Below are 23,741 nucleotides of genomic sequence, written 5' to 3'. Positions count from 1 at the left end.
CACCCGGGGGGTTTGTTCGCCCTTATCCGCTTTGTTTTCTTTGCGTTGTGTCCCGGCCCCGCCGCCGGGGGGGGGGGGGGGCCCCCCCCCCCCCCCCCCCCCCCCCCCCCCGCCCCCGGCACAACCAGACAAATCCCCGAGGTTTAGGATCCACATGTCGACGACGACATCAGCCGGAGGCTCCCTCAGCGCTCCGATCGCCACCGAACGCGCGGCGGCGACCACCCCGCCCAAGAAGCGCAAGCGCAAGCAAGGGTGGTGGATACCGCTGGTGCTGCTGGCGCCGGCCATCATCTTCGAGATCTTCATCCATGTCATCCCGATGCTCACGGGCATCTGGATCAGCTTCCTCCAGCTGACGAAGTTCTTCATCGCCAACTGGGCCGAGGCCCCCTTCGTCGGCCTCAAGAACTACACGGTCGCCCTCGACTTCAACAGCTCCATCGGCGCCGGTCTCCTGCAGTCGTTCACCGTGACGGTCGGCTTCACGATCCTGGTCGTCGGCATCTCGTGGGGGCTCGGGATGGCCGCGGGCGTCGCCCTGCAGCGCAAGTTCGCGGGCCGCGGGCTCTTCCGCACCCTGTTCCTCGTGCCGTACGCGCTCCCGATGTACGCCGGAATCATCGCGTGGAAGTTCATGCTGCAGAAGGACACGGGAGCGGTCAACCACTTCCTCTTCGACAACCTGAACCTGCCGGGCGACAAGCCGTTCTGGCTGATCGGCGGCAACGCCTTCTGGTCGATCGTCATCGTCGCGATCTGGCGGCTCTGGCCGTTCGCCTTCCTCATGCTGATGGCCGGGCTCCAGAGCATCCCCGAGGAGGTTTACGAGGCCTCGGCGGTCGACGGCGCCAAGCCGTTCCGCACCTGGCACGCGATCACGCTGCCGATGCTGCGCCCGGTCAACACGGTGCTGCTGCTGGTGATGTTCTTATGGACGTTCAACGACTTCAACACACCATTCGTGTTGTTCGGCAATGCGCAGCCGGCGGCCGGCGACCTCATCTCGTTCCACATCTACAACGCCTCCTTCCTCACCTGGAACTTCGGCTCCGGCGCCGCCATGAGCGTGCTGCTGCTGATCTTCCTGCTCATCGTCACCGGCATCTACCTGCTGGTCATCAACCGGAGGTCGCGTCGTGCGTGAAACTGCCTCGTCCAAGACCTTCCGCTGGGTCGTTCTGTTCATTCTGACGATCTTCACCGTCGTGCCGGTCTACGTCATGATCACGTCGTCGGTGAAGTCGCTTCCGGATGTTCAGGGCGCCTTCACCTGGTGGCCCGAGCACATCACCTTCCAGCCGTACATCGACATGTGGTCGACGGTGCCGCTCGCGTCGTACTTCGTGAACTCGCTCATCGTGGCGGGCTCGGCGACGATCGTGAGCCTGATCATCGCGATCTTCGCCGCGTACGCGATCTCGCGCTACCGGTTCCGTGGCCGCACGGTCTTCAGCACCACCGTGCTGTCGACCCAGATGTTCCCTGGCGTGCTGTTCCTGCTCCCGCTGTTCCTGATCTTCGTGAACATCAACCAGACGCTCGGCATCCAGCTGGTGGGCACCCGGTTCGGCCTGGTCATCACCTACCTGACCTTCGCCCTGCCGTTCTCGATCTGGATGCTCGCCGGCTACTTCGACGGCATCCCGCGCGACCTCGACGAGGCGGCAATGGTGGACGGCAGCGGCCCGATGGGAGCCCTGTGGCACGTCGTGCTGCCCGCCGCCAAGCCGGGACTGATCGCCGTCGCCATCTACTCCTTCATGACCAGTTGGGGTGAGGTGCTGTTCGCATCCGTGATGACGACAGACGAGAACAGGACCCTGGCCGTCGGCCTGCAACTGTATTCGACCCAGACCAACGTGTACTGGAACCAGATCATGGCGGCATCGCTCGTGGTGAGCATCCCGGTCGTCGTGGCGTTCCTGCTGCTGCAGCGGTCGTTCGTCGCCGGACTGACGGCGGGCGCTGTGAAGTAGCGCGCTCTCCCTCTGTTCGATCTTCTCCCGTTCTGTTCGAAAGGCATCATGGAACGCCATTCCCCCCTGCTCACCGTCGAGGGAGCACCGGCCATCTGGCTGGGCGCCAACTTCTGGTCGCGAAGCGGCGGGCCGCTCATGTGGACGCGCTACGACCCCGTGGTCGTGCGGCAGGAGCTTCAGGTGCTCGCCGACCACGGCCTCACCATGACGCGCTCGTTCTTCTACTGGCCCGACTTCCATCCGACGCCGGACACGCTCGACGAGCAGTGCATCCGGAACTTCCACGATTTCCTGGATGCTCACAGCGAGGTCGGGATGACGACGGTGCCGACGTTCCTGGTCGGGCACATGTCGGGGGAGAACTGGGATCCGGTGTGGCGAAACGGGCGCGACCTGTACAGCGACGTCTGGTTCGTCGGCCGCCAGGCGTGGTACGTGCGCGAGCTCACGGCCCGTTTCGCGGAGCATCCGGCGGTGGCGGGGTGGTTGCTCACGAACGAGGTGCCGATCTACGGGGGAGAGGCGCCGCGACCGCTGGTGGCTGCGTGGGCCTCCCTGCTGGTGGATGCGGTACGAGCAGGCGGCGGAACGCAGCCGGTCTCCGTCGGCGACGGCGCGTGGGGGATCGAGACCACCGGGCACGACAACGGATTCTCGTCCGTCGACCTCGCCGCCTTCACGGATTTCGTCGGGCCGCACGTGTACCGGATGGAGTCCGACCAGATCCGCCAGCACCTCAAGGCGGCGTACATCGCCGAGCTGTGCGGCATGGTCGGTCTGCCGGTCATCATGGAGGAGTTCGGCGTGACGAGCGACTTCGTCTCGCCGTCGGGCGCCGCCTCGTACTACCGCCAGCTGCTCTACAACACGCTGCTCGCCGGCGCCACCGGCTGGATCGCGTGGAACAACACCGACTACGACGACCTCGTCGCGCAGCGGCCGTATTCGCACCATCCGTTCGAGATGCATTTCGGGATCACCGACTCGACCGGTGCGCCCAAGCCGCCGCTGCTCGAACTGGCTCGCTTCGCCTCGGACCTCGCGGCCATCGATGTGGCTTCGGTCACGCGGACCCCGGTGGATGCGGCACTCGTCGTGCCCTCGCATCTCGCGGCGGACTACCCCTTCACGCAGGAAGCCGAGCGCGCACTGATCGTCGCGGCGGGGGAGCAGGCCTACGTGGCCGCGCATGAAGCGCACGTGCCGGTCGCCGTCGTGCGGGAGGCCGAGGACGGCGGGATCCCGGCCGGCTACGGGCTCTACCTGCTGCCGTCGGTGAAGCAGCTGTGCGGCCCGACCTGGCTGCAGCTGCGCTCGCTCGCCGAGGAAGGCGCGACCGTCTACGCCTCGTACTGCGCGGGCGACGTCGGCGTGCAGCGCGGGCCGTGGTGGGCGTACACCGAGGAGCTCTTCGGCGTGCAGCGGGAGTCGGCGTACGGCCTGGTCGAGCCGGTGCTCGACGACGAGGTCGTGGTGCGGTTCGTGGAACCGTTCGGCTCCCTCGAAGCCGGAGCCACCCTGCGGTTCACGGTCGCCGGCAACGAGCACTCCCGGTCGTTCCTGCCCGTCACCGTCACCACGGGTACCGTACTGGCCGTGGATGCGCACGACCGGCCCGTGCTGGTCTCGCAGTCCCACGGTCCGGGTCGCGCCGTGCTCTCGACGTACCCCTTCGAGTACTTCACCTCAGCGTTGCCGCGGGTGAACCCGGAGGAGACCTGGCGCCTTTACGACGCCCTCGCCGTCGTCGCGGACCTCGAGCGGGACGTGGTCGTGGACGACCCGATGGTGTTCACCGACTCCCTGGTGCACGTCGACGGCCGCCGCTTCGTGTTCTTCGTGTCTCAGCATCCGGAGCCGGTGACGGTCTCGCCCGTGGTCGCCGGGGTGCTGCAGACGTTGGCGGGGGATGCGGTGTCGTCGGTCACGCTGGACGCCTACGGCGTCGAGGTGCGCGAGCTCGTCTACGAATAGTCCGTGGCGTGAGCTCCCGTTCGGACACGGTAGTATGGTCAAGTTGCTTTCGGACTCCACTCTGAAAGCAACTTCGGGCTGTGGCGCAGCTTGGTAGCGCACTTGACTGGGGGTCAAGGGGTCGCAGGTTCAAATCCTGTCAGCCCGACCATATGAAAAGCCGATCAGGGGCATTTTTCAGAACTTCCGAAGAATGCCCCTGAGGCGTTTACACGGCCTGTACGCCAACGCGTACGCCAACCGCGTGATAGGGCGACACGTCCCAAATCGACCCGGCGCCGAGGCTGCGAGGTGCGTGAGCCGACTCACGCGCGTCGACCTAGCGGCCGTTTTGGGGATAGACCCAGGGTCGTCGCCATCGACCTAGCGACGTTAAGGTCGACCTCGACAAGGCAGACAGCCGCACGAGAGGAGCAACCAATGATGGTGCAATCTGGAATCGACGAGCTAGACGGCGAGGGCATCACGTGGGCTGCGTTCGCGGAGCCGGACGGGAGCCGGGTGACGTGGTTCTCGGACGGATCGAGTGTTCGAGGATGGACACCGCAGAAATGAGAAGGCACCAAGCATGGGTTAGATGCTTGGTGCTCCCGCGGCCACTGTAGCGCCGTTGAACGACGAAAAGGCCCCACCACGGCGCGTTGTCCGGGTGGGGCCTTTTGATGCGCGACAATGGGGCGCATCGAGCGTGGGGGGAAGGCGCCTGCTATGCGAGAGGGGGCACCCAACGAGTCTTCGAGGCAATGAGGCTAGCGCGCACTGTCGCTGCCGAGGCGGCACCTTGTTCGATAGCGCGCACCGCACGGAAGAGGTCGCGGGTATCGATGAGAGCGCCACCCTGTGCGGTTAGTGGCTCAAGGTCGATGTCGTTCGGAATTACTGGTCGTCTCGTGCCGGGATCACTTTTCCGTTCGACGTTGACGATGTGCCAAACAGTCGAGGGCTCTGCGCCAGTCTCTTTGACGAAGTTGACGACCGGGCGCCGTGTGATTTGACTTACGTCGTTGACTCGCGCGCCGCCCGTGTAACCCTTGACTTCCGCTAGCGCGACCCAAGATTCGTCGCCGGGAACATGGACTCGCAGGTCCTCTAGTCGAGCCCCAATTGCGTCCACGTGTGTTGGGTCCATGTCAACGGCAGTGAAGCCAATGGTCTGAAGTGCATTTGCCACTGCGTCCACCAAGTCGTCTCCGTCGGCCGTAATCAACCGCCTCACGGTCACCTCGTCGGATTTTCGGGCGGCTTCGAGGGCCTCGGCCAAACGAGTCTCTTCAGTGCGGAGGTCCGCGATCTGGAGGGCTGCCCGGTTGACATGGGATTCAAGTGCATCCGCCGCCGCCGATGCAGCCATGGAACTCCATTCATCTCGCTCGGTCCAAGGTGCGGCGACTGGAAACGCCTCAGGGTCCTCGGAATGTAAGTGGCGTATGAAGAACGCGAGCCAGCGGGGGATATCTCTAGTCTCGGGTGGCAGGACCAAGATCCACTGCCCCGGGTGCCGCCTGGTGATCCAGGCATACGGGTACTTTTCGGTGCCAACGGACACGAATGGCGTGATTTTTCCGCCCAGGTCGCCAGTCGACTCGTTGGTTTTAAAGGACCTATGGCCGTCGACCTGATACTCGGAATGCTGCCATGTCTGCCTTGCGCCGGTCGGTATGTAGGGAACGATCGTCTCGGCGGCAAGCTTGTCCAGCCCTAGGCCGAGCGGATCCTCCACATTGATTTGCGATGCCGCTGTCGTGAAGGAGCGGTCGATTCCGAACGCCGAAGTCGAACCAATTGACATGACGTGGCTGGCCTGGTGGTACGAGGTCGGGTCTCCTGCTTGGACGAGCGCAAGGTCGAACTCGGGCATATGCACACGCACGCCCATTTCCTGGCGAACCGCCCATCCGGCCATTGACTCCACCGACGCATAAACGTCATCCGGGACATTGAAAATGATGCGTGGATGAGGATGATCGTTGAAGGTTGCCACGGCAGAAATCATAGGGGTGTACTAGGCGATGGTTTCGACTAGTGGTCGGCGCGGTGCTTACGCCGTCCAATGTCCGCAAAGAGTCGCACTTCTCGGGCTATGCGAGCCGACTAGGTCGGAGTCGTCAAGGACGCCGTCGTCCGCGACGACCGCGGCGTCGCGCTGGCGGCGCTTGGTGTCGCGCTCGCGCTGGGGCTGCGAGGATTCGGGTACTGGGAGGCCGCACCACCCTCCAGCACTAGTCAGATGGGACATTGGTACCCGTCCGGGGACAAGACACCATCACGTGCCCGCGCTAGGTTGTGAAAATGAGCAAGGCTCTAGTGCACTTCGAGCGCCTGATCGGCGACGTTGACAATCTGATTGCGCACCATCCCAAGTCAGGGTCGCCGCTGGCGGGCAGACCCGCGACCGACGAGGGACCCTTGCTCAGGTCGTGCGTCGTGCTCACGTACGGCGCGTGGGAGGTGTACTTCGAGGACAGCCTCGTCGAGGCCGCGCAGACGCTTGCTGAGGGGGACAGAGGAGACCTCCCGGGTGCGACCGTCGCGTGGGTGAGAGCGGAGACCGATGACTCGTGGGCGCTTGCGGACGATGGATGACGCAAACAGCTGGTCAAGCTGGTGGACCACACGATGCATGGTGACCCTGACGACCCACAGTCTTTCGGGGTCAACACCGCGAGTCCCAAGACTGTATCTACGTGGACTTGGACGATTCTCGGATGGAGAACACTGGAGCACTGTGGCTGGAAAAACGCCACTAATCGAACGATCAAGGCGAAACTCGACCGGCTTGTCACGCTCCGCGGCGACATCGCGCACGGGGGTCGTCCGGATCGGCTCGCGCTGGCGAACGTGCGTGACTACCGCGACTTCACGGAGCGCCTCGCGCGAGCTTACGACGCTGAGTTGTTCTCATTCGTCGCGTCCACCCGGAGCACACTCGCGAGCTTGGACGCATGAGCACAGAAGCAAAGAACCCCTATGCCCGTTCGGGCTGCGAGGGCAGGGGGGAGGGGGAGGCACCCCCCACGCCTCCTAGCCTGGGTAACGTCGCCGAGCACGGCGAAAGCACTTGGCCGCCGGGGGCGCCGCGTAGATGATTATCGTGCTTCATTTCGCCTGGCTTGTCGTACGCACTCGGTACCGTGAGCGATATGGCGACGGAGTGGTGGGTTCCCGTGACGGCGATTGTGGGTGCGGCTACCGGTGTGTACGGGTCCATACGGGCGAGGCGGACGGCGCACCGCGACCGGCACCTCCGCCGAGACTGGGAACTTGCCCACTTTCAGAATGACGCATGGGTCCTGACGTCTCGGTTGCCCTACCTAGCCCACGACGTCACGTTAGTGCCGCCCGCGGGTGGCGGGTTCGATGGGACCGCGCCGTGGCCGGTGGAGCTTGGCCCAAATGAGGGCGAGACTTTCATGCCCATGCGGCGGCTTACATTCGCGCCGGGCGAGGCAGGCAGCAAGTGGACAGTCACGTGGCGTCGGTTCCCGCAAAGTAGGACTCATCAACACGTTTTCGCCCGGCAGCTCATTCAGTGACTATTGTCACCGGTATCGACGGCTCTGCGTGGTATGCGAATGAATACGACAAGACCTTCACCAGATCAGATAACACGGTACACAATTGCTAACCTCTTCTGACACGTATGCTTCTTCCGGCGGGCGGCTCGAGACAACTCGATACCAGCTCGTCGGGCGCGGATTTGTCGCGCCCAGACTTGACGGACGCAATATGCGAACGTGGGTAGAACTCTTCAACGAGACTGCAGCTGCGTGTCAGTTTCCGTTGTATTTCGGCAAGAACTATGCAGCACTGTTCGACCTGCTGACTGACTTCGAGTGGTCGCCTTCGCCGGTCGGTTACCTGCTGTGTATTGATTACCCCGAGTTTGTCCTTGATTCAGAGGAGCCGTCGGAGCTTCGCCTCCTCGTGAAGCTGATTCGCGACGCCGCGGAGACCTGGCGGGAGGAAATGACCCGCTGGGATGTGTGGGGCAAGCCGATGGCTTCCGCAGTCTTCGGCGCAGTTCTTCACACGGGTAGGGACGTAGGTCAAGACCCGCTCTCGCGCTGGCGATTTGCCGGAGCGAACCCAGTGCCGATTGACCAGCTACTTACCGAGGGAGACGCAGGTCCGGAGTAGGAAGTCAAGTCACTCCGATCAGTAAAATTTCGCATATTTTCCTTCTCTTGCGCGAACTCGGTGCGATCAACGGGAAGTTGGTTGGATTCGCCCGAGGGTGGCGCCAGCCAGGCTAGGCAGGCGGTCGCGGGAGGACCAGCCTCCGCGTGCTGGTGGCACGGCCTTGGAGGAAAATCGGAAGGCGTGCGGAGGAAAAGGCAAGAAGCACTGGCCCGCGATCCGCGCCCTGGAGGGTTCCGTAAACAGCCCACGTAACGACAAAGAAGAGAGGGCGGCGGCTCGCATTGGAGCCGCCGCCCTCTCTTCTTTGTCGTCACTCGCTGCTGACTATTGGGGTCCCCGCCGCGAGGGGCCCCGGGCGTCGAATGAACGCGAAGCGTGAGGCGGCGTTTGGGGGAGCGCGCCGGGCGCAGCCCGACGTAATGTCCCGGAAACTCATGGGTTTCCGGGACTTTCGAGGTTAAGAGATTTGATCACCCCATCAAAAGCCCATCTATTTGGGTTTTCTGAAGCGCTTCTTCGGCATCTCTTCGTCGCGCGCAACCACCGGTAACACCGGCGATGAGCGCAGATCCAGAAGTCACGAGGGCAGCCGTGCCCTCATGGACGGGGAGGTGGTGTCCAAACCTCGGAACACGAGGAGTGGGCCCGACGTTGACAGATATAGTCCGAGATGGGACCATATCTGTATGCCTCTCTCCACGTCTCAAGCTGCGGCAGAGCTGGGCGTCTCCGCCCGGCAGGTGAGGCGCGCTGCGGCCAGTGGGCGCATGGTTGCCACCAAGCACGGCATCGCGCACGCATTCTCGCAGCGCCAGGTCCAGGCGCTCGAGCGCACAACCCACCGGGGTCGCGACTGGACTGACGCGGTGCAGAAGGCCGCTCTTGATCTGCTCGCCACCGGCAAGACCAGCGAGCTGAGTAGCACCGAGCGCAGTCGGCTGAAGCAGCGCATCCGAAGCTCCGAGATTGGCGCGCTCGCTGGGCAGATCCTGCGCGACCGGGTATCGCTCCGACGCGCTTCCAGCAGCGAGGTCAAGAGCCGATTCATCCCTGTGTCGGCCAGTGAGCTCGGCCTATCGGGTGGAGGTGGACTCGGTGTTCTCGTAGCCAAAGACGCGAGCCGTGTTGCCAGAAGGGCGCGCCTAGGCTTGGACGACTCCGGCGACATCGTGGTCGTTGAAGGAGACGAGGACCATCGCCAGGTCCTCGAAGCTCTCGCTCTATACACCTACGGCGATTCACGAGAATGCTCAGCTGCAGCCCACTGGATCGCGGCAGCTCGGAAAGCAGTTTGAACGACCGCCAGCTGATCGCCGTCGATGCACGGTCCAGCACATGGGAAGAGCCGCCCTGGCCATCGGCCTTTGAGTTAGCACGCCTGCTCCCACACAGCTCGTGGACGCTCGTCGGCGGTCTCATGGTGAAGCTCCACGCCGAGATCGCTGAGCTGCCAGCCCCGCGGACGACCGTCGACGTGGACTCCGCCCTTCACCTCGAGATCCAGGCTGTACGGGTTGTGCCAATTTCAGGTCAGGGCGTGAGCGCGGCGCACGTGGCTATGCGCTTCTCGCCGGGGAAGTATGTCGACCACTCCTCCTCCGTCAGTTCGCGCCCCGCCAGCGCGCACGCCTGTGACGCCTGCTCAGCCAGGCGCAGGTCCCAGACGCGGATACCGTCGGGGAGCGCCTCGAGCAGGGTCTCGCCGTCGGCCGTGAGGTATCCACCTCGCAGGCGCACCGCCGGGGCATCGCTGTCGAGTGGAGTGGCGAGCGCAATGTCCGCCGTCAGGTCGTACAGCGTGAGTGCGTTGTTGAAGCCGACGTCGAGGAGGGTTCGGCCATCGGCGCTGATTGACGTGGCCTGACCACCGCCGATCGCTCGGGCGAGGGCCGAGATCGGCTCGAGTGTGTGGATGTCATAGCGGCGCGCATAGTCCGGCGCGACACCGATCAACTGATCGCCGTCGAGCGCGTGGCTTGAATCGAGGTCATAGAGGCCGCGCACGAGGAGTTGTCCGGTCGAGATATCGAAGACACCGGTCTCCGAGTGACCCGGGTCGGCCGACCACGTGACCACGGCGAGTGCCGAGTCGGGTGTCTCGCTCGCCGAGAGGACACCGAACTGAACGTCCGGCACCGTCATGACAGGCCCCAGAGGCTTACCCGTGGACGGGTCGAAGCCGACGATGCCGTCCGGCCACCAGGCGAAGGCGGGAGGGCCCCATCCGCCAGGCAGCACGTTGAAGGATCTCGGCAACCCGGGGATACGAAGCGAAATATCCTCGCCCGTCGACTGGCGCTCCAGCCGCGGCTCGCCCGACTGCTTCTCCGAGTCATAGTGGGGGTACTTCGCCACGACACCGGAGCCGAGCGGAACGATCAGATCCTCCTCCTCGCCGACCGGGGCGTCGCGCTCCAGGTCCCACAGTTGCATGCGCCCGCCACCGCCGACGGGCTGGGTCACGACGAGCGATCCTCCCTTTTCCGGGCCGTCCATGAGTTCGCGTCCCTTCGCGACGACGTCCGAGCCGGTGCCACCGCCGTCGATCCGCCAGCGCATCCAGGTCGGAGGTTCGTCCACGGCCACGAGAAGGGATTCGTCATCGATCGTTTCAAACGTCGGAAATTGATTCAGCTGGAGCGCGGCCTGTCCCCTCCTCGTTTCGCCTGTCGCAAGATCGACGAGTGCAACTCCTTCGTATGACCCGCACGCCATGGTCGTGTCCGTTGCGAGGTGCAGGGAGTAGCAATTTCGCGTCGGATCTGGAAACCGTCGCCAGAGGGTTTCGCCCGTGGCGAGGAGGACGCGCACCGTGCCGTCCCATCCCGTCGACACGATGCCTCCCTGGCCGTCGGTGATGACATCCATACTCGATACGTCCCCCTCGAGCGGGATGGTTCGGATCAGCGAGAGCGTCGCGCGATCGTACAGGCGGAGATGGTCGCCCGCACCGACAGCGACAAGGCGGTCGTCAAGGAGCGTCACACCGGAGAAGTTTTCGATCCCTTTCGGATGGTCATCGAAGATCGCAGCGCTCGAGCGCACCTCGCCCGTTGTCGTGTCGACCGCGATGATGTCTGCGGTGACCGGTTGCGCGACGTACAGAGTCCGCCCCGCAGCGTCGAAGGTCATGGTCCCCGACATCTGCGAGCGAACGGGCCCCGTGCTGGGCAGCGGCTCGCCGGTCGTGAGATCCAAGAACGTGAGGTGGGTCCAGCAGCACTCTTCGGTGTTCAAGGGATCCGGGTAGACGGGCGATTGGATCGCCGCGATGGATCCGTCGGCATCCACCTCGACGGAGCGGCTCCAGCCCGGCGCCGTGTCAGGGAGACCGAGATCGAAAGTTCGGAGGACGTCGCCCGTGGCGACATCGACGAGCTCGACGGCGGGCTGATCCGAGCGGTCCTGGCCGGTCGAGACGCGCAGCGCCGTCCCCGTGCCTGGGAGCATGTCCATCGAGGGGTAGAACGCACCCTCGTCATGGTGCGTGTCGACGAGACCGGCCGTGCTCGTCATGACCCCCCAGAGCGCCGAGCGCACCCGGGCATCGTCGGGCCAGCGCCGGTACGTCTCCGCCGCGAGCAAAGCTGCCGTCTCCCGGTCGTTGTCAAGCAGTGAGAGGGACGTCGCCACGAGCGCCTCGATGCGAGCGTCCTCTGCAGCACGCTGCGCCTCTCCGCCTCGCACCCCGGCAAGTCCGGCGCCGAGTATCGCTGCGACCAGCAGCACGCCTGCACCCGCCATCGCCCAACGCAGCCGGCGGTTGTTGCGCTTGTCGCGAGCAGCGCGCCCCGCAAGCTCGCGGATCTCGTCTCGCTCCCGTTCAGCGGACGCGTCGAGGAATTCCCGTTCCACCGTGGTGAGATCCGGCTCGGACCCGTCTCGCCAGTCCAGCGCTGCCTGCAGCCGGGCACCGCGTAAGAGGTCATCGTCCCGCCGACCCGAACCGTTCCACAGTTCGGCCGCGGTGGCGACCGTCGCCACGAGGCGAGCGCCCTCGGCATCCTCTTCCAGCCATTGGTCCAGGCGCGGCCACGCCGTCGCGAGCGCCTCGTGAGCGATCGTGACCTCGTCGCCGTCGGTCGTGAGCAGGCGGGCGGCCACGAGGCGGTTGAGTACCCCACGCCACGCCGGGTCGGCGACGAGGGGCGCGAGCAAGGCGGTGCGTCGCACGGACGCGCCATCGGCGCCGCGGTGCACGAGGCGAAGCATGAGCGAGCGGCATGCGCTGGCGTTGCGGGCGTCGAGGGAGCGGTACAGCGTCTCGGCCGACTGGGCGATGGCGCCCGTGATGCCACCGGATGCCTCGTACCCGGCCACCGTGAGGGTCGCTCCTTCACGTCGGACCCAGGTCTCCTCCAAGGCGTGTGAGACGTGGGGGAGGGTGGTGCGCCGGTCAGCGGCATCACGCACGATCAACTCGACCAGCCCCGGCTCCAGCCGCAGGCCGGCGCGGGCGGCCGGGCGCTCGATCGCCTCACGCAGACCGCCGGCATCGAGCGGTCCGATGGCATACACGCCACGGCCGATCAGAGCGCCTATGTAGGGCAGACCCGTCGCGCGGTCGAGGAAGTCGCTGCGCAGCGTCATGAGCACGGTCGACCCGCCGGCGAGCACCTCTGCGACGATCCTGCACAGTTCATCGCGTTCGCGCTCGGGTAGCTGGAGTACCGCTTCGGCTTGATCGACGACCACGATATCGGCGGGTCCGCTCAGGTCGATCCGAGCGCGCAGATCGATCGCGGCATCCCGACCCGCCGTGATCACCGCGATGCGTCGTCCGTCGGCGATGCGCGGCAGCACCCCGGCCAGCACGAGCGAGGACTTGCCCGATCCGGAGGCGCCTACGACGACGGTGAGCGATCCCTCGCGCACGCGTTCGCGTATGGCATCGATGTCGGCATCTCGTCCGAAGAAGTCCTCCGTGTCGGCTGGCGAGAAGGGCTGGAGGCCGCGGTAGGGGCAGGTGTCGCTCACGCGATGCAGGGGCTTGGTCGGCGCCAGCGCCGGATCATGCTGCAGCATCGACGATTCGAGCGCGCGCAGTTGATCACCGATGTCGATGCCGAGGTCGTCCGCGAGTCGCGCCCGCGCAGTCCGGATGCTCGACAGCGCCTCGGCTTGCCGGCCGGCGCGGTAGTTGGCGATCGCGAGGATCGCCCAGCGGTTCTCGCGCAGCGGTGACTCGCGCACCAGCCGCTCCGCGTCGGCGACGACGGCGCTGTCCTCGCCCTCCGCGAGCCTGGACTCGAGCAGCTCCTCCTCGATACTGCGGCGGATCTCGACCAGCCTCTCGGCCTCGACGGCAGCCGGTTCCCAGTCGGCCAGCTCGGGGTACGGTGCGCCGCGCCACATCGCGAGCGCCCGCCGGTACGCGGCCACCGCCCTGTCGTTCTCGTCGTGGATCGCGTGGTTGCGGGCGCCGGAGACCAGGCGTTCGAATTCGAACGCGTCGATCGTCGCAGGGTCGAGGCCGAGGGTGTACTCCGAGCCTCGGGTGATTACCGCGCCGTGTCCGAGGTCGGCACGGATTCGCGCAACCGATGTCTTGACTTGCTGCGTCCACGTGCGTGGGAGGTCCGCCCCCCAGTACGCCTCGGCGAGTTCGCCGGTGCCGACGGTACGACCCGCCAGCACGATCAGTGCGGAGAGCACGACGCGCTCTCGCGGACTCAGGGTGTGCTCGGTCCCGGTATCCAATGGACCGAGTACCTTCACGGTCATGACGCCAGTGTGGGCGCGATCCGGAAGGCCGTCAAGGCTCGTCGCCGCCGGCGAGTATCGGACGAGTACCAGCCGAAGAGGGATCGAGTACCGCGTCACGTGATGGTGGACGCATGCACACCTCGCAGTCACATCGCCGGCCGCACCCGTGGTCCGTATCTCCGACCTGGCACTGCGGTTCTGCTTGCAGAAAGGAAAGATCATGAACTACGACACGTTCGTCGCCTTCCGCATTGACTCCGGCCGCGCGGCGACCCTGGCGCGCGAGAACGAACTGCGTCGCTCGCAGGCCGACCGGAGCGCGACCGTATCGTCCGGCCGGCCGGTCGTCGACGCACGGCGCAAGCTGAGCGTCGCGTGGTGGGCGGTTTTCGGCCGAACCCACCACGGCCACCGTCCCGTGGCGCACCTGTGAGGCATTCGCGTAAGGGCACCCGGAACGAAAGTGCCGCTTGACCACGGCACCGGGCATGTCTGCCCAGACGATGTCCTGATCAGGAGTCGTTAGGCGGCGGCGTGAACGCTGAGACGGCCGCCGTCGACGTCGAGCACCGTGCCGTGCACGAACGCGGCGTCGTCGGAGGCGAGATAGACGGCTGCGGCGGCGATCGCGTCCGGATGCCCCGCTGCACCGGCAGGCGATCCGGCCATCAGCACCTCGCCGGGGAACACCGCGTCGGGACCGATCTCCGGCGGTCGGATCACGCCAGGCGAGATCGCGTTCACACGTACACCCCTGGCGCCGAATTCGGCCGCCCACGCGCGCGTGAGCGTCTCGACCGCTCCCTTCGACGCGCTGTACAGCGGGCTGGACGCAACGCCCCGCGTGGTGATCCATGAGCCGAGGTTGATCACGGCGCCGCCGCCGGCGGCGATCATGGACGGCGTGACCGCCTGCATGAGGAAGAAGGGCGCCTTCACATTGACGCCGAATATCCGGTCGAAGAGGTCGCCGTCCGCCGACAGGGTCGTGTGCGGCGGGTAGACGCCCGCGTTATTGACGAGGATGTCGAGTCGCCCGCCGAGCAGGGTGAGTGCCCGCTCCGCCAGCTCCCGGCTCTGCTCGGGCGAACCGTCGAGCTCGGCCTGCGCGAAGTCCGCCCGTCCGCCGGACTCCCGGATCTCCCGGACGACCTCCTCGCCCCTGCCCGCGTCGCGCCCGGACACGATCACGTGCGCCCCCTCGGCGGCGAGCGCGGTCGCGATTGCCCGGCCGATGTTGCTGGTGGAGCCCGTCACGAGCGCCGTTCTGCCATTCAGTCTGTGCGTCATGGCGGCGACTCTACGGATCCATTTCTGGACCGGCAAGTCCAAATTCGAATAGGCTCACCGAGTGGCATTCACACGGAAGGGCGCGGCGACCCGCGCGCGGATCATCGAGGGTGCGGCAGCCTATCTGCGCGAGATCGAGTTCTCCGCGATGACCCTCGACGACGTGCGCGCGGCCACACGCACGAGCAAGGGGCAGCTGTTCCACTACTTTCCCGGCGGGAAGGACGAGCTCCTCCTGGAGGTCATGCGCCACGAAGCCGATCGTGTCCTCTCCGACCAGCAGCCCTATCTCGGCGAACTCACGTCGTGGGTGGCGTGGCAGCGCTGGCGGGAGGTCCTCGTCGCGCGCTACCGCGCGCAGGGGGCGCACTGCCCGCTGAACTCGCTCGTCGCCCAGCTCGGCACCACCCCCGGAGCCGGCGATGTCACCCGGGCACTGCTGTCGCGGTGGCAGGGTCACCTCGCAGCAGGCATCCGGGCGATGCAGGACGCCGGCCGGATGCGGACCGACCGGTCGGCCGACCGGCTCGCGGCCGCGCTCCTGGCCGGCATCCAGGGCGGGGTCGTGGTCATGTGGTCGACCGGGACCACCGAGCATCTGGAGGCGGCGCTCGACGTGCTGTTCGACAGCATGCGCGCGCCACACCAGGCGCTCAGACCACCGCGCGGCTGAGGGCGAGCTCTGCTTCCTCCACTGGTGGGGTGAGCCGGAAGTCCCGGAGGAGTCCGACGAACTCCTCGTACATGTCGAAGTCGGGTGTGTGCAGCCAACGAATCTGCAGGCCCTCGCAGGCCGCAATCAGTAGGCGGGCGACTCTCTCGGGGGCGACGTCTTCGGGGCACAGGCCGACGGACTTCTGGCGCTTGATGTCGTCGACGATCTGGGACGTCAGGTTGTCATATCGGCGTTTGATGTAGTCCCGAGCTGCGTGGTCCGGGTCGGTGGCCTCGATCGCAAGTGCGGTGTAGAGGCGGATGAGGCCGGGGATCTCCGTATTGTGCTTGATGTTGACAAGCCAGTGCGCCAGGAAGGTGAGCCCCTCGGAGCGCCGGTCGTTCTCGTCATCCCATGCCGCGACGACGTCCATGAGGAGCTCCTCCCGGGTGGAGAAGTAGTGCTGGAGCAAAGCCGGGCTGATATCGAGTTCGCGCGCGATCGCCCGAAGGGACGCGCCCCGGTAGCCCGACTGGGAGAAGACGTCGAGGGTGGCCTTCAGGATGGCCTCACGCCTCTCCCGCCCTTTCGCGTACGGGCCACGTTCGTATGTCGCCACCATGCGATCACTATATCCCATCAGGGTTTAAAACCTTTTCATTGCATTTTATTGAAAGCTATTCTATGTTTAATTTTCACCGAGGGTGCCAGCACAGCCCAACCTCCCCAGGCATCCCGCACAACGAAGTGAAGGAGAAACCCCGTGAAACTCGGCCGCACCATCGTCGCCGCAGCGAGCGTCTTGGCGTTGAGCGCATCCCTGGTCGCCTGTTCGGGCGGCGGTTCCAGCTCAGACAAGCAGAAGGTCACTTTCTGGCAGTTCGATACTGCCCAGGCATCGATCGACGCGTACAAGGCGGCGATCAAAGACTTCGAGGCGAAGAACCCGACGATCACCGTCGACATGCAGATCGTGCCGTGGGCCGATCAGCAGCAGAAGATCACCACCGCCCTGGCGTCGGGCGCATTGCCCGATGTCTCGATGCTGGGTAACGATGTCGTCGCCCAGTACGCGGCGAACGGCTCTCTAGCGCCACTCGACTCCTACATCGCCGACTGGTCCAAGCAAGAGGGCACCGACGTGAAGAAGGACATGTACGACGGGGACCTCTCGTACTACACGTACAAGGGCAAGCTCTACGGCTCGCCGGTCGCTGACGAGACCCGCATGCTCTACTTCAACAAGGACTTCTTCGAGAAGGCGGGTCTCGACCCGAACACTCCGCCCACCACCTGGGACGAGGTCGAGAAGGACGCCAAGGCACTGAAGTCGGTCGTGTCGGTGCCGTGGAGCGCACCGATGAGCAAGCAGTACGTGACCGTGCAGACGTTCATGTCCGTGTACCTGAGCTACGGCGCATCCCTGTTCACCGACGACGGCAAATGCGGCCTCAACACGACGGAGTTCAAGGATGCGCTCACCTGGTACACCGGCATCGCCAAGGATGGACTGACCTCACCGGATGCGGCCAACCAGACCAGCGATGACCTCGCCAACCTCTTCTCCAACGGCAAGGCCGGCATGCTGATCGACGGCCCGAGCCGCTACAACGCGATCAAGACGGCGAATCCCGACCTGTTCAAGAACATCGGCGTCGCCGCGATCCCGGCCGGCCCGAAAGGGCAGTTCGGATTCCTCGGAGGCTGGCCGCTCGTGATGTGGAACACGTCGAAGGCGAAGGATGCGGCGGCGAAGTGGATCCACTACGCCACCAGTCCCGACGGCGCGCTCTCGAAGATCGCCCAGACCAGCGGCATCCTGCCCGGGCGCAAGTCCCTGGCGGAGAAGTCACCGTGGACCGAGGCACCGTACGACCAGTTCGCCACCCAGCTGAGCAAGGCGTACCCGTATCAGTACCCTGCCGGCCCCAGCCCGAAGATGGGTGAGATCGAGACCGCGTCGATCCAGACGGCCGTGCAGCAGGTCGCAACAGGCGCGCTGAATGTGAACGACGCAACCAAACAGTTGTGCACCGACATCGACAACATCCTCGCCAAGTAGCGAAAGAAGCGCATGTCCCTCGCTCTCCGCGCCAACAAGGGAAGGTCCCGCCGGTCGACCGGCGGGGCCAACCCCTGGTACTACGTCACCCCGGCGATGATCGTCGTCGGGCTGCTCACGATCGCACCCCTGCTCTATGGGCTGTACCTGTCCTTCACCAACTGGTCTTTGAGCTCATCCCTCACCCCCACGCTCGAGGGGGTGACCGCATACAAGGTCATCCTCACCGACCCGAATTTCTGGGCCAACCTTGTCCGCACCATCGAATGGACCCTGGGAACTCTGGTCGTCGAGGTCGTGATCGCGGTGCCGCTGGCACTCCTGCTGAACATCCGCACACCGGTGACCGGAGCGGTGACCGGGGCCATCATGATTCCCTGGATCACTCCCTTCGTCGTCCTCTCGTACGCGTGGCTGTTCCTCTATGACGGTCAGAGCGGACCGCTGCACGCGATCATGCAGTCGCTCGGCCTGGTGGGCGCTTCCACGCCTCTGGCCAACCCGGCGACGGCGTTGTGGTCGATAACGCTGATCAGCGGGTGGAAGGGTGTGCCCTTCCTCACCATCGCGCTGCTGGCGACGCTGAAGAGCATCCCGGATGAGCTGTACGAGGCCGGATCGATCGACGGCGCAGGATGGTGGAAGAACTTCCGTGCGATCACCCTTCCGTTGATGCGCCCGACCCTGGGCGCGATGTGTGTGGTCCTCGGCGTGCAGGCGTTCTACAGCTTCGATCTCGTGTGGATCTTGACTCAGGGCGGTCCTGGCACCAGCTCGACCATCCTTGGGATCCAGCTCTTCCAGACGTTCTTCACACAGGCCAGCCCAGGACAGGCGGCCGCGCTCGGCACGCTCATGCTGCTGCTCGCGCTCGTGTTGCTCGTGCCTGTGCTCCGGGCGACCTCGAGGAGGACTCGATGACCGTCATCACACGTGCAGCCCCGGCTCCGGAAGGCCCCGAAACCACCGACCGCAGTGAGACTCTCGGGCAGCGGGCACGGTTGCTGAAGGGGCGTCGGAACAGGAAGACGACGCTGGTCGCGACGGCGCAGATCGCCGCTGCCGTCATCTTCCTCGCCCCCATCATCTGGATGTACGTGGCGTCGTTGCGACCGAATCTCGACATCCGGTCGGGCAATCCGTTCCCGACGCGCGTGTCGTTCGACAACTTCGTCCACCTGTTCCAGCTGGGGATCGTGCCGCAGGCGTTCCTCAACAGTGCCGTCGTCGCCGCCATCAGCGCCGTCATCGTCACCGTTGTCTCGACCCTCGCTGCCTACGGGCTCAGCAGGTTCGGATTCCGGGGCAAAGGATTCGCTGGGGGCCTCCTGCTCGCCGGCCAGCTCGTTCCCGGGCTCGTCGTTCTCGTGCCGCTCGTCGTCGCGTTCCGCCAGATGGGCCTCGCCGACTCTCTGGTGGGCGTCACCATCGCACACCTGACCCTCGGAATCCCGATCGCCGTGCTGCTGCTGCGCAACTACCTCTCCGACATCCCTGTCGCCTTGGAAGAGGCAGCGATCGTCGACGGCTGCAGCCGGATCGGGGCGCTGTTCCGCATCGTCCTGCCGCTGCTCCGCCCGGCGCTCGCGGCGGTGACGGCGTTCTCGTTCATCCTCTCCTGGGGTGAATACGTGGTCGCGCTCAGCCTCATCACAACGGAAAGCAACAAGACGTTGCCATTGGCGATGCAGTCGCTGTTCCAGCTCTACGGTGTCGACCTCGGTGTGGTGATGGCGTTCGGCGTCGTCATCTCGTTGCCGGTCGCGATCTTGTTCATGTTCATCCAGCGGAGCTTCGTCTCCAACCTCGGAACCGGAGGAGTCAAAGAATGACATCCACAACCACACGCACCGCCCGCACGGCGACCCTCGTCGCTCCTCGCAGCTTGGAGGTGTTCGACGAGGAGCTTCCGGCAATCGGCGCGACGGATGTGCTGCTCCAGACGCTGTACTCGGGCATCAGCGCCGGCACGGAGATGAACGTCTACCGCGGCTCCGCGGCCCTCTGGCGCACCCGGCGCGATCCGGACAACGGCCTGTTCGAACCGACGGACGAACCCGAGTGGACTTACCCGATGGCGTACGGATACGCGGCAGTCAGCCGTATTGTCGAGGCCGGTGCCGAGGTGATCGAGGTCAGCGTGGGCGACCTGGTCTACACCTATACGTCGCACTCGTCGGCCGCGGTCGTGCCCGCAGCGTCCGTCATCGTGCTGCCGCCGCTCGACGACCCGCGGATCGGCGTGCTCAATGCCAACCTCAATACGGCGTACAACGGCGTCCTCGACGCCCACCCGAACCTCGGCGACGTGGTCGTCGTCTCCGGTCTCGGTGTCATCGGCCTGATTCAGGTGCAACTCCTCCGACGGCTCGGCGTACGCGTGATCGGGGTCGACGGCGTGGCCGAGCGCCGGGCACTGGCCGAGCGCTTCGGCGCGGAAGTCACCCTCGAACCCGGAGATCACGTCGCGCGGGAGGTCCGTGCGCTGACGAACAATCGCGGCGCCGACATCGTCATCGAGGTATCGGGCGCCAGTGCCGCTCTCAACGAAGCGATCCGCATCGCCGGCTACAACGGCACAGTGATCGCCATGTCCTGGTACGGCGGCAGCTTCGAGAACCTCAGCCTGGTGGGGGAATTCCACCACAACCGGCCGCGGATCATCTCCTCCCAGGTCGGCGGTCTCAGCCCCGACCTCGGCCCGCTGTGGTCGCTCAAACGACGCCAAGAAGTCGTCTCGAGCCTCATGGGAGAGCTCGATCTCGAACCGCTCATCACCCACGAGCGCCCCATCGAGGAAGCGGCGGAGGCCTACCGCATCGTCGACTCACGTCCGAACGACCTCGTCCAATTCGTCCTCACCTACACCGACTGAACCAGCAGGAGATCTGACGTATGAAATCCATCGCCGCCAACATGGAGTGGCTCTTCACTGAAGCCGGAGACAGCACCGCCGATCGCATCCGTGCGGCCGCAAACCACGGGCTCACCGCCGTCGAGATCTGGGGATGGCGCGACAAAGACCTCGACGCCATCGAGAAGGCTCTCAATGACACCGGCGTCACTCTGCTGTCGCTGATCGTCGACCCGAAGCTCGACCTCACGGATCCCACAACAAGGGTCCAATACCTTGAGGGAGTACGCGACTCGCTCGCCGTCGCGCAGCGCCTCCACGCGCCGTTCCTGGTGGCCGTCGCCGGTGATGAGATCGACGGAATCGAGCGCTCGGCGCAGCATAAGGCAGTCGTCGACACGCTCGCGGCAGCGGCAGCGATCCTTGAGGGCAGCGACGTCACGCTTTTGCTGGAACCCCTGAACACACGCGTCGATCACGTCGGAACGTATCTCTCCTCTACCCGCGAAGGCCTCGACATCGTCCGAGAGATCGGCTCGCCGCACGTCAAGCTGCTCCTCGACGCATACCACGCCCTGATGATGGACGAGGATCTCGCTGAGGTGGTCGGCGGCGACACTGCACTCATCGGTCACGTGCAGGTCGCGGACGTCCCAGGACGACATGAGCCAGGCACGGGCACCATCGACTGGGAGCGGCAGCTCGGCATCCTCCGGGAGTTGGGTTACACCGACTGGTTCGGCATGGAATACACCCCGACGACGGAGACCGTAGCGTCTCTTGCGGCCGTCGAGGAGATCGCAGGTCGAGTCGACAGTCGCGGGCGGTCGATCTGATCAGAAGGCTGGGCCACTACCGTGCCTGCGACACGGCCCATTCTCGTCGCGGTGCTGCGGCAAGCCCCGTCGTCGGTCAGTTCTCGGCGTGCTCCCGGGCGCGGCGATGTTCGTCCCAGCGCTCGAGAATTCCCCGCATGTCCTGCTGAATGAAGTCGAAGAACTCGACCGCTTCGCTCAGGCGTCTGCCCGCTGAACTGTCGGCGCCGAAAAGTTCGACACCGTGTTGGGCGCTCGTGCGCCATTCGTCGAGCGAGCTGTTGCGCTGGTCGAGCACGGTATGCCACACGTTCTCGCGGATGCGGAACTGGTCCATTCGAGACCCCGGCAGGCGCTCGCGACGAACGAACCCGAGCTGGATGAGAAAGCGCACGGCGCCGGAAATGCCGGACTGACTCACTTGGAGGGATTGGGAGAGCTCCGCCGAGCTCATGACGCCGGAGTCGCTCGCGAGCAGGGATGCCATCACACGGGACGCCATCGGAGGCGCGCCCCCCTGGATCATCGCGCTCGCGAAGCGTTGCACGAACTCCAGCTGGGCCGCTGAGGCGGGGCCGATCGACGATTTCTCAAGCCCGTCAGACATGTCGCAATTCTATACGATTTCCTAACGTTCATATATATTGCAATTATCACAAAAGACAAATAGTTTGTCGCTATGACAACTTCCCGCTCTGGTATCGACGGTCTTGGGGCGGCCGCCGAGGCACCGACATCGCCCATCGCCGGCGGCAAACGCCTCGGTGTCCTCATCGCACTCTGCCTCGCTGTCTTGGTGGTCGGGCTGGACACGACAGTGCTCAACGTGGCCCTTCCCACCCTGTCTCGTGAGCTCGAGGCATCGACCGGTCAACTACAGTGGATGGCCAACTCCTACAACCTCGTGCTCGCCGCACTTCTCTTGCCGGCCGGGCTCATCGGCGACAGGTTCGGTCGCAAGAAGACCCTTGTGATCGCGCTGCTGACCTTCGGAGCATCCTCGGTCTGGTGCGCTCTCTCGGTCTCGGCCGACGAACTCATCGCCGCTCGCGCCTTCCTCGGGATCGGTGCGGCCTTGCTCGTCCCCGTGGTCATGTCGCTGATCACGGTCCTCTTTCCCGACGACGCCGAGCGCAAGAAGGCGATCAGCTTCTTCGTGGTGGCGAACAGCATCGGCCTTCCGCTCGGCCCGATCGTCGGCGGCCTGCTTCTCGATCACTTCTCGTGGTCATCGATCTTCTGGATCAGCGTGCCCGTTGCCGGCATCGCCGCGATTGCTGTTGCGTCGCTCGTTCCGGAGTCGAAGAGCGCGCGCCGTCCTTCGATCGACTACCTCGGCATCCTGGTCTCGTCTGGCGCGCTTGCGTCGCTCGTCTACGGAATCACGCTGGCGGGGGAGCGTGGCTGGGGAGACCCGACCGCCCTCATCCTGATCGCCGTCTTCGTTGTGGCCGCCCCCATGTTCGTGGCCCACGAGCGTCGCCTCGCGAGAATGGACAAGACTCCGCTCGTGCAGCTCGAGCTGTTCCGCTCTCCCGCTTTCGTCTGGGGCACCGTGCTCATCACGGTGGCCGTGTTCTCGATGTTCGGCCTGCTCTTCGTGATGCCGCAGTACTTCCAGATCATCGGCGGCGCCGACGCGCTCAACACCGGGCTGCAGCTGCTTCCTTTCATCGGCGGGATGCTCGTCGGGGCCAAGCTGGCTTCGCCGCTCGATTCCCGGCTCGGGCCGAAGTACACCGCTGCCGTCGGCTTCTTCATCATGGCGGTGGGTGTCGGTGCCGGCGCTCTGACAGGCACCAGTACGCCCTACGGCTTCGTCGCTGCGTGGTTCGCCGTTGCCGGAGCCGGCGCAGGATTCGCGATGCCGTCGGCGATGAACGCTGCCCTCGGTGAACTGCCGCTCGATCGTGCGGGCGCCGGATCCTCACTCATTCAGGCAATGCGTCAGGTGGGAGGCACGGTCGGAATCGCGGTGCTCGGCACCGTGCTGAATGCCGTCTATCGGGCGCGCGTCGACACGACCGGCCTCTCCACAGCGGCAGCCGATACCGCAAGCAAAGGTGCGGCGAACGGTGTCGTGGTGGCCGGGCAGCTCAATTCGCCCGACCTCTTGGACTCAGTGACGGCTGCCTTCACCGGAAGCCTGGACGTGATGCTGCTGGTATGCACCGGTGTAGCGGTCGCAGGTGTCATGTTGTCATTGGCATTCCTGCCCGGCAAGAAGGCCTCCGAGGCGAACTAGAGCGAGAACCCGCTAGGC

General features: G+C 65.2%; 20 protein-coding genes and 1 tRNA gene. 16 read left to right on the top strand and 5 right to left on the bottom strand.

Annotated elements, in window-relative coordinates:
- Positions 1-154: 154 nt before the first annotated feature.
- The 4 genes from ACFVV0_RS08665 to ACFVV0_RS08650 all read left to right on the top strand — a co-directional run bounded on the left by ACFVV0_RS08665 (position 155) and on the right by ACFVV0_RS08650 (position 4,107).
- Complete coding sequence (locus ACFVV0_RS08665; protein WP_387061115.1) at positions 155-1,147, top strand: carbohydrate ABC transporter permease; 993 nt, start codon at positions 155-157, stop codon at positions 1,145-1,147.
- The gene (locus ACFVV0_RS08660; RefSeq protein ID WP_387061112.1) at positions 1,140-1,979 is read left to right on the top strand and encodes a carbohydrate ABC transporter permease; all 840 of its coding nucleotides are present in this window, start codon (positions 1,140-1,142) and stop codon (positions 1,977-1,979) included. The genes ACFVV0_RS08665 and ACFVV0_RS08660 overlap by 8 nt, the downstream gene beginning before the upstream one ends.
- A 48-nt stretch (positions 1,980-2,027) precedes the next feature.
- Positions 2,028-3,956, top strand: coding sequence for a cellulase family glycosylhydrolase (locus ACFVV0_RS08655; protein ID WP_387061109.1), 1,929 nt, complete (start codon positions 2,028-2,030; stop codon positions 3,954-3,956).
- 74 nt (positions 3,957-4,030) lie between these two features.
- Positions 4,031-4,107: transfer RNA gene (locus ACFVV0_RS08650), tRNA-Pro, on the top strand.
- A 555-nt stretch (positions 4,108-4,662) separates the two neighbouring features.
- Here the strand turns inward: ACFVV0_RS08650 and ACFVV0_RS08645 are convergent.
- Complete coding sequence (locus tag ACFVV0_RS08645; protein ID WP_387061106.1) at positions 4,663-5,937, bottom strand: hypothetical protein; 1,275 nt, start codon at positions 5,935-5,937, stop codon at positions 4,663-4,665.
- Positions 5,938-6,245: 308 nt separating this feature from the next.
- Here ACFVV0_RS08645 and ACFVV0_RS08640 point away from each other — a divergent pair, with 308 nt between their 5' ends.
- From ACFVV0_RS08640 to ACFVV0_RS08625, 4 genes are all read left to right on the top strand, one after another.
- Positions 6,246-6,539: a hypothetical protein gene (locus ACFVV0_RS08640; RefSeq protein ID WP_387061103.1), complete on the top strand. Its 294-nt coding sequence runs from the start codon at positions 6,246-6,248 to the stop codon at positions 6,537-6,539.
- A 33-nt stretch (positions 6,540-6,572) separates the two neighbouring features.
- Positions 6,573-6,902 (top strand): HEPN domain-containing protein, encoded by a 330-nt coding sequence (locus tag ACFVV0_RS08635; protein WP_387061783.1) that lies wholly within the window; start codon positions 6,573-6,575, stop codon positions 6,900-6,902.
- A 672-nt stretch (positions 6,903-7,574) separates the two neighbouring features.
- On the top strand, positions 7,575-8,093 hold the full coding sequence (locus ACFVV0_RS08630; RefSeq protein WP_387061100.1) for a barstar family protein: 519 nt from the start codon (positions 7,575-7,577) through the stop codon (positions 8,091-8,093).
- A 770-nt stretch (positions 8,094-8,863) separates the two neighbouring features.
- Positions 8,864-9,391: a hypothetical protein gene (locus ACFVV0_RS08625; RefSeq protein WP_387061097.1), complete on the top strand. Its 528-nt coding sequence runs from the start codon at positions 8,864-8,866 to the stop codon at positions 9,389-9,391.
- A 235-nt stretch (positions 9,392-9,626) separates the two neighbouring features.
- On the opposite strand, the gene ACFVV0_RS08620 is transcribed toward ACFVV0_RS08625, so the two are convergent.
- A complete protein-coding gene (locus ACFVV0_RS08620) occupies positions 9,627-13,820 on the bottom strand; it encodes a BTAD domain-containing putative transcriptional regulator (RefSeq protein WP_387061094.1) in 4,194 nt (1,397 codons plus the stop codon).
- 202 nt (positions 13,821-14,022) lie between these two features.
- On the opposite strand from ACFVV0_RS08620, the gene ACFVV0_RS08615 reads away from it, so the two are divergent.
- On the top strand, positions 14,023-14,235 hold the full coding sequence (locus ACFVV0_RS08615; RefSeq protein ID WP_387061091.1) for a hypothetical protein: 213 nt from the start codon (positions 14,023-14,025) through the stop codon (positions 14,233-14,235).
- Positions 14,236-14,324: 89 nt separating this feature from the next.
- Here the strand turns inward: ACFVV0_RS08615 and ACFVV0_RS08610 are convergent, their stop codons facing one another.
- The gene (locus tag ACFVV0_RS08610; protein ID WP_387061088.1) at positions 14,325-15,092 is read right to left on the bottom strand and encodes an SDR family NAD(P)-dependent oxidoreductase; all 768 of its coding nucleotides are present in this window, start codon (positions 15,090-15,092) and stop codon (positions 14,325-14,327) included.
- A gap of 61 nt (positions 15,093-15,153) precedes the next feature.
- Between ACFVV0_RS08610 and ACFVV0_RS08605 the strand changes: the two genes are divergently transcribed.
- Positions 15,154-15,765 (top strand): TetR/AcrR family transcriptional regulator, encoded by a 612-nt coding sequence (locus tag ACFVV0_RS08605; protein WP_387061084.1) that lies wholly within the window; start codon positions 15,154-15,156, stop codon positions 15,763-15,765.
- Here ACFVV0_RS08605 and ACFVV0_RS08600 read toward each other — a convergent pair.
- Positions 15,746-16,369 (bottom strand): TetR/AcrR family transcriptional regulator, encoded by a 624-nt coding sequence (locus tag ACFVV0_RS08600; protein ID WP_387061082.1) that lies wholly within the window; start codon positions 16,367-16,369, stop codon positions 15,746-15,748. The genes ACFVV0_RS08605 and ACFVV0_RS08600 overlap by 20 nt on opposite strands.
- Before the next feature lie 141 nt (positions 16,370-16,510).
- Between ACFVV0_RS08600 and ACFVV0_RS08595 the strand changes: the two genes are divergently transcribed.
- Genes ACFVV0_RS08595 through ACFVV0_RS08575 form a run of 5 tightly spaced genes read left to right on the top strand, consistent with a single transcriptional unit; the run spans position 16,511 to position 21,499 of the window.
- Positions 16,511-17,809 (top strand): ABC transporter substrate-binding protein, encoded by a 1,299-nt coding sequence (locus ACFVV0_RS08595; protein WP_387061080.1) that lies wholly within the window; start codon positions 16,511-16,513, stop codon positions 17,807-17,809.
- A gap of 12 nt (positions 17,810-17,821) precedes the next feature.
- Positions 17,822-18,730, top strand: a complete 909-nt coding sequence (locus ACFVV0_RS08590; protein ID WP_387061077.1) for a carbohydrate ABC transporter permease — start codon at positions 17,822-17,824, stop codon at positions 18,728-18,730.
- Entirely contained in the window at positions 18,727-19,641 is a 915-nt protein-coding gene (locus ACFVV0_RS08585; RefSeq protein ID WP_387061074.1) for a carbohydrate ABC transporter permease, read from the top strand. Before ACFVV0_RS08590 ends, ACFVV0_RS08585 begins: the two co-directional genes overlap by 4 nt.
- Positions 19,638-20,684, top strand: coding sequence for a zinc-binding alcohol dehydrogenase (locus ACFVV0_RS08580; RefSeq protein WP_387061071.1), 1,047 nt, complete (start codon positions 19,638-19,640; stop codon positions 20,682-20,684). The genes ACFVV0_RS08585 and ACFVV0_RS08580 overlap by 4 nt, the downstream gene beginning before the upstream one ends.
- Positions 20,685-20,704: 20 nt before the next feature.
- Complete coding sequence (locus ACFVV0_RS08575) at positions 20,705-21,499, top strand: hydroxypyruvate isomerase family protein (RefSeq protein WP_387061068.1); 795 nt, start codon at positions 20,705-20,707, stop codon at positions 21,497-21,499.
- A 76-nt stretch (positions 21,500-21,575) separates the two neighbouring features.
- Here ACFVV0_RS08575 and ACFVV0_RS08570 read toward each other — a convergent pair whose 3' ends face one another.
- The gene (locus ACFVV0_RS08570) at positions 21,576-22,085 is read right to left on the bottom strand and encodes a GbsR/MarR family transcriptional regulator (RefSeq protein WP_387061065.1); all 510 of its coding nucleotides are present in this window, start codon (positions 22,083-22,085) and stop codon (positions 21,576-21,578) included.
- A 72-nt stretch (positions 22,086-22,157) separates the two neighbouring features.
- On the opposite strand from ACFVV0_RS08570, the gene ACFVV0_RS08565 reads away from it, so the two are divergent.
- Entirely contained in the window at positions 22,158-23,723 is a 1,566-nt protein-coding gene (locus tag ACFVV0_RS08565) for an MFS transporter (RefSeq protein WP_387061063.1), read from the top strand.
- Positions 23,724-23,741: the final 18 nt, after the last annotated feature.

The sequence above is a fragment of the Leifsonia sp. NPDC058230 genome (assembly GCF_042882245.1).
Taxonomy (GTDB): Bacteria; Actinomycetota; Actinomycetes; order Actinomycetales; family Microbacteriaceae; genus Leifsonia.
The sequence above is the reverse complement of the archived record's forward strand: the minus strand, read 5'-3'. Positions and strand labels throughout refer to the sequence as shown.

What these genes read in the sequence shown, in the direction of transcription:
- ACFVV0_RS08665 (WP_387061115.1), top strand. Translation starts at nt 155, where the DNA reads ATGTCGACGACGACATCAGCCGGAGGCTCCCTCAGCGCTCCGATCGCC.
- ACFVV0_RS08655 (WP_387061109.1), top strand. Translation starts at nt 2,028, where the DNA reads ATGGAACGCCATTCCCCCCTGCTCACCGTCGAGGGAGCACCGGCCATC.
- ACFVV0_RS08640 (WP_387061103.1), top strand. Translation starts at nt 6,246, where the DNA reads ATGAGCAAGGCTCTAGTGCACTTCGAGCGCCTGATCGGCGACGTTGAC.
- ACFVV0_RS08635 (WP_387061783.1), top strand. Translation starts at nt 6,573, where the DNA reads ATGCATGGTGACCCTGACGACCCACAGTCTTTCGGGGTCAACACCGCG.
- ACFVV0_RS08625 (WP_387061097.1), top strand. Translation starts at nt 8,864, where the DNA reads ATGGTTGCCACCAAGCACGGCATCGCGCACGCATTCTCGCAGCGCCAG.
- ACFVV0_RS08620 (WP_387061094.1), bottom strand. Translation starts at nt 13,820, where the DNA reads ATGACCGTGAAGGTACTCGGTCCATTGGATACCGGGACCGAGCACACC.
- ACFVV0_RS08615 (WP_387061091.1), top strand. Translation starts at nt 14,023, where the DNA reads ATGAACTACGACACGTTCGTCGCCTTCCGCATTGACTCCGGCCGCGCG.
- ACFVV0_RS08610 (WP_387061088.1), bottom strand. Translation starts at nt 15,092, where the DNA reads ATGACGCACAGACTGAATGGCAGAACGGCGCTCGTGACGGGCTCCACC.
- ACFVV0_RS08600 (WP_387061082.1), bottom strand. Translation starts at nt 16,369, where the DNA reads ATGGTGGCGACATACGAACGTGGCCCGTACGCGAAAGGGCGGGAGAGG.
- ACFVV0_RS08590 (WP_387061077.1), top strand. Translation starts at nt 17,822, where the DNA reads ATGTCCCTCGCTCTCCGCGCCAACAAGGGAAGGTCCCGCCGGTCGACC.
- ACFVV0_RS08585 (WP_387061074.1), top strand. Translation starts at nt 18,727, where the DNA reads ATGACCGTCATCACACGTGCAGCCCCGGCTCCGGAAGGCCCCGAAACC.
- ACFVV0_RS08580 (WP_387061071.1), top strand. Translation starts at nt 19,638, where the DNA reads ATGACATCCACAACCACACGCACCGCCCGCACGGCGACCCTCGTCGCT.
- ACFVV0_RS08575 (WP_387061068.1), top strand. Translation starts at nt 20,705, where the DNA reads ATGAAATCCATCGCCGCCAACATGGAGTGGCTCTTCACTGAAGCCGGA.
- ACFVV0_RS08570 (WP_387061065.1), bottom strand. Translation starts at nt 22,085, where the DNA reads ATGTCTGACGGGCTTGAGAAATCGTCGATCGGCCCCGCCTCAGCGGCC.
- ACFVV0_RS08565 (WP_387061063.1), top strand. Translation starts at nt 22,158, where the DNA reads ATGACAACTTCCCGCTCTGGTATCGACGGTCTTGGGGCGGCCGCCGAG.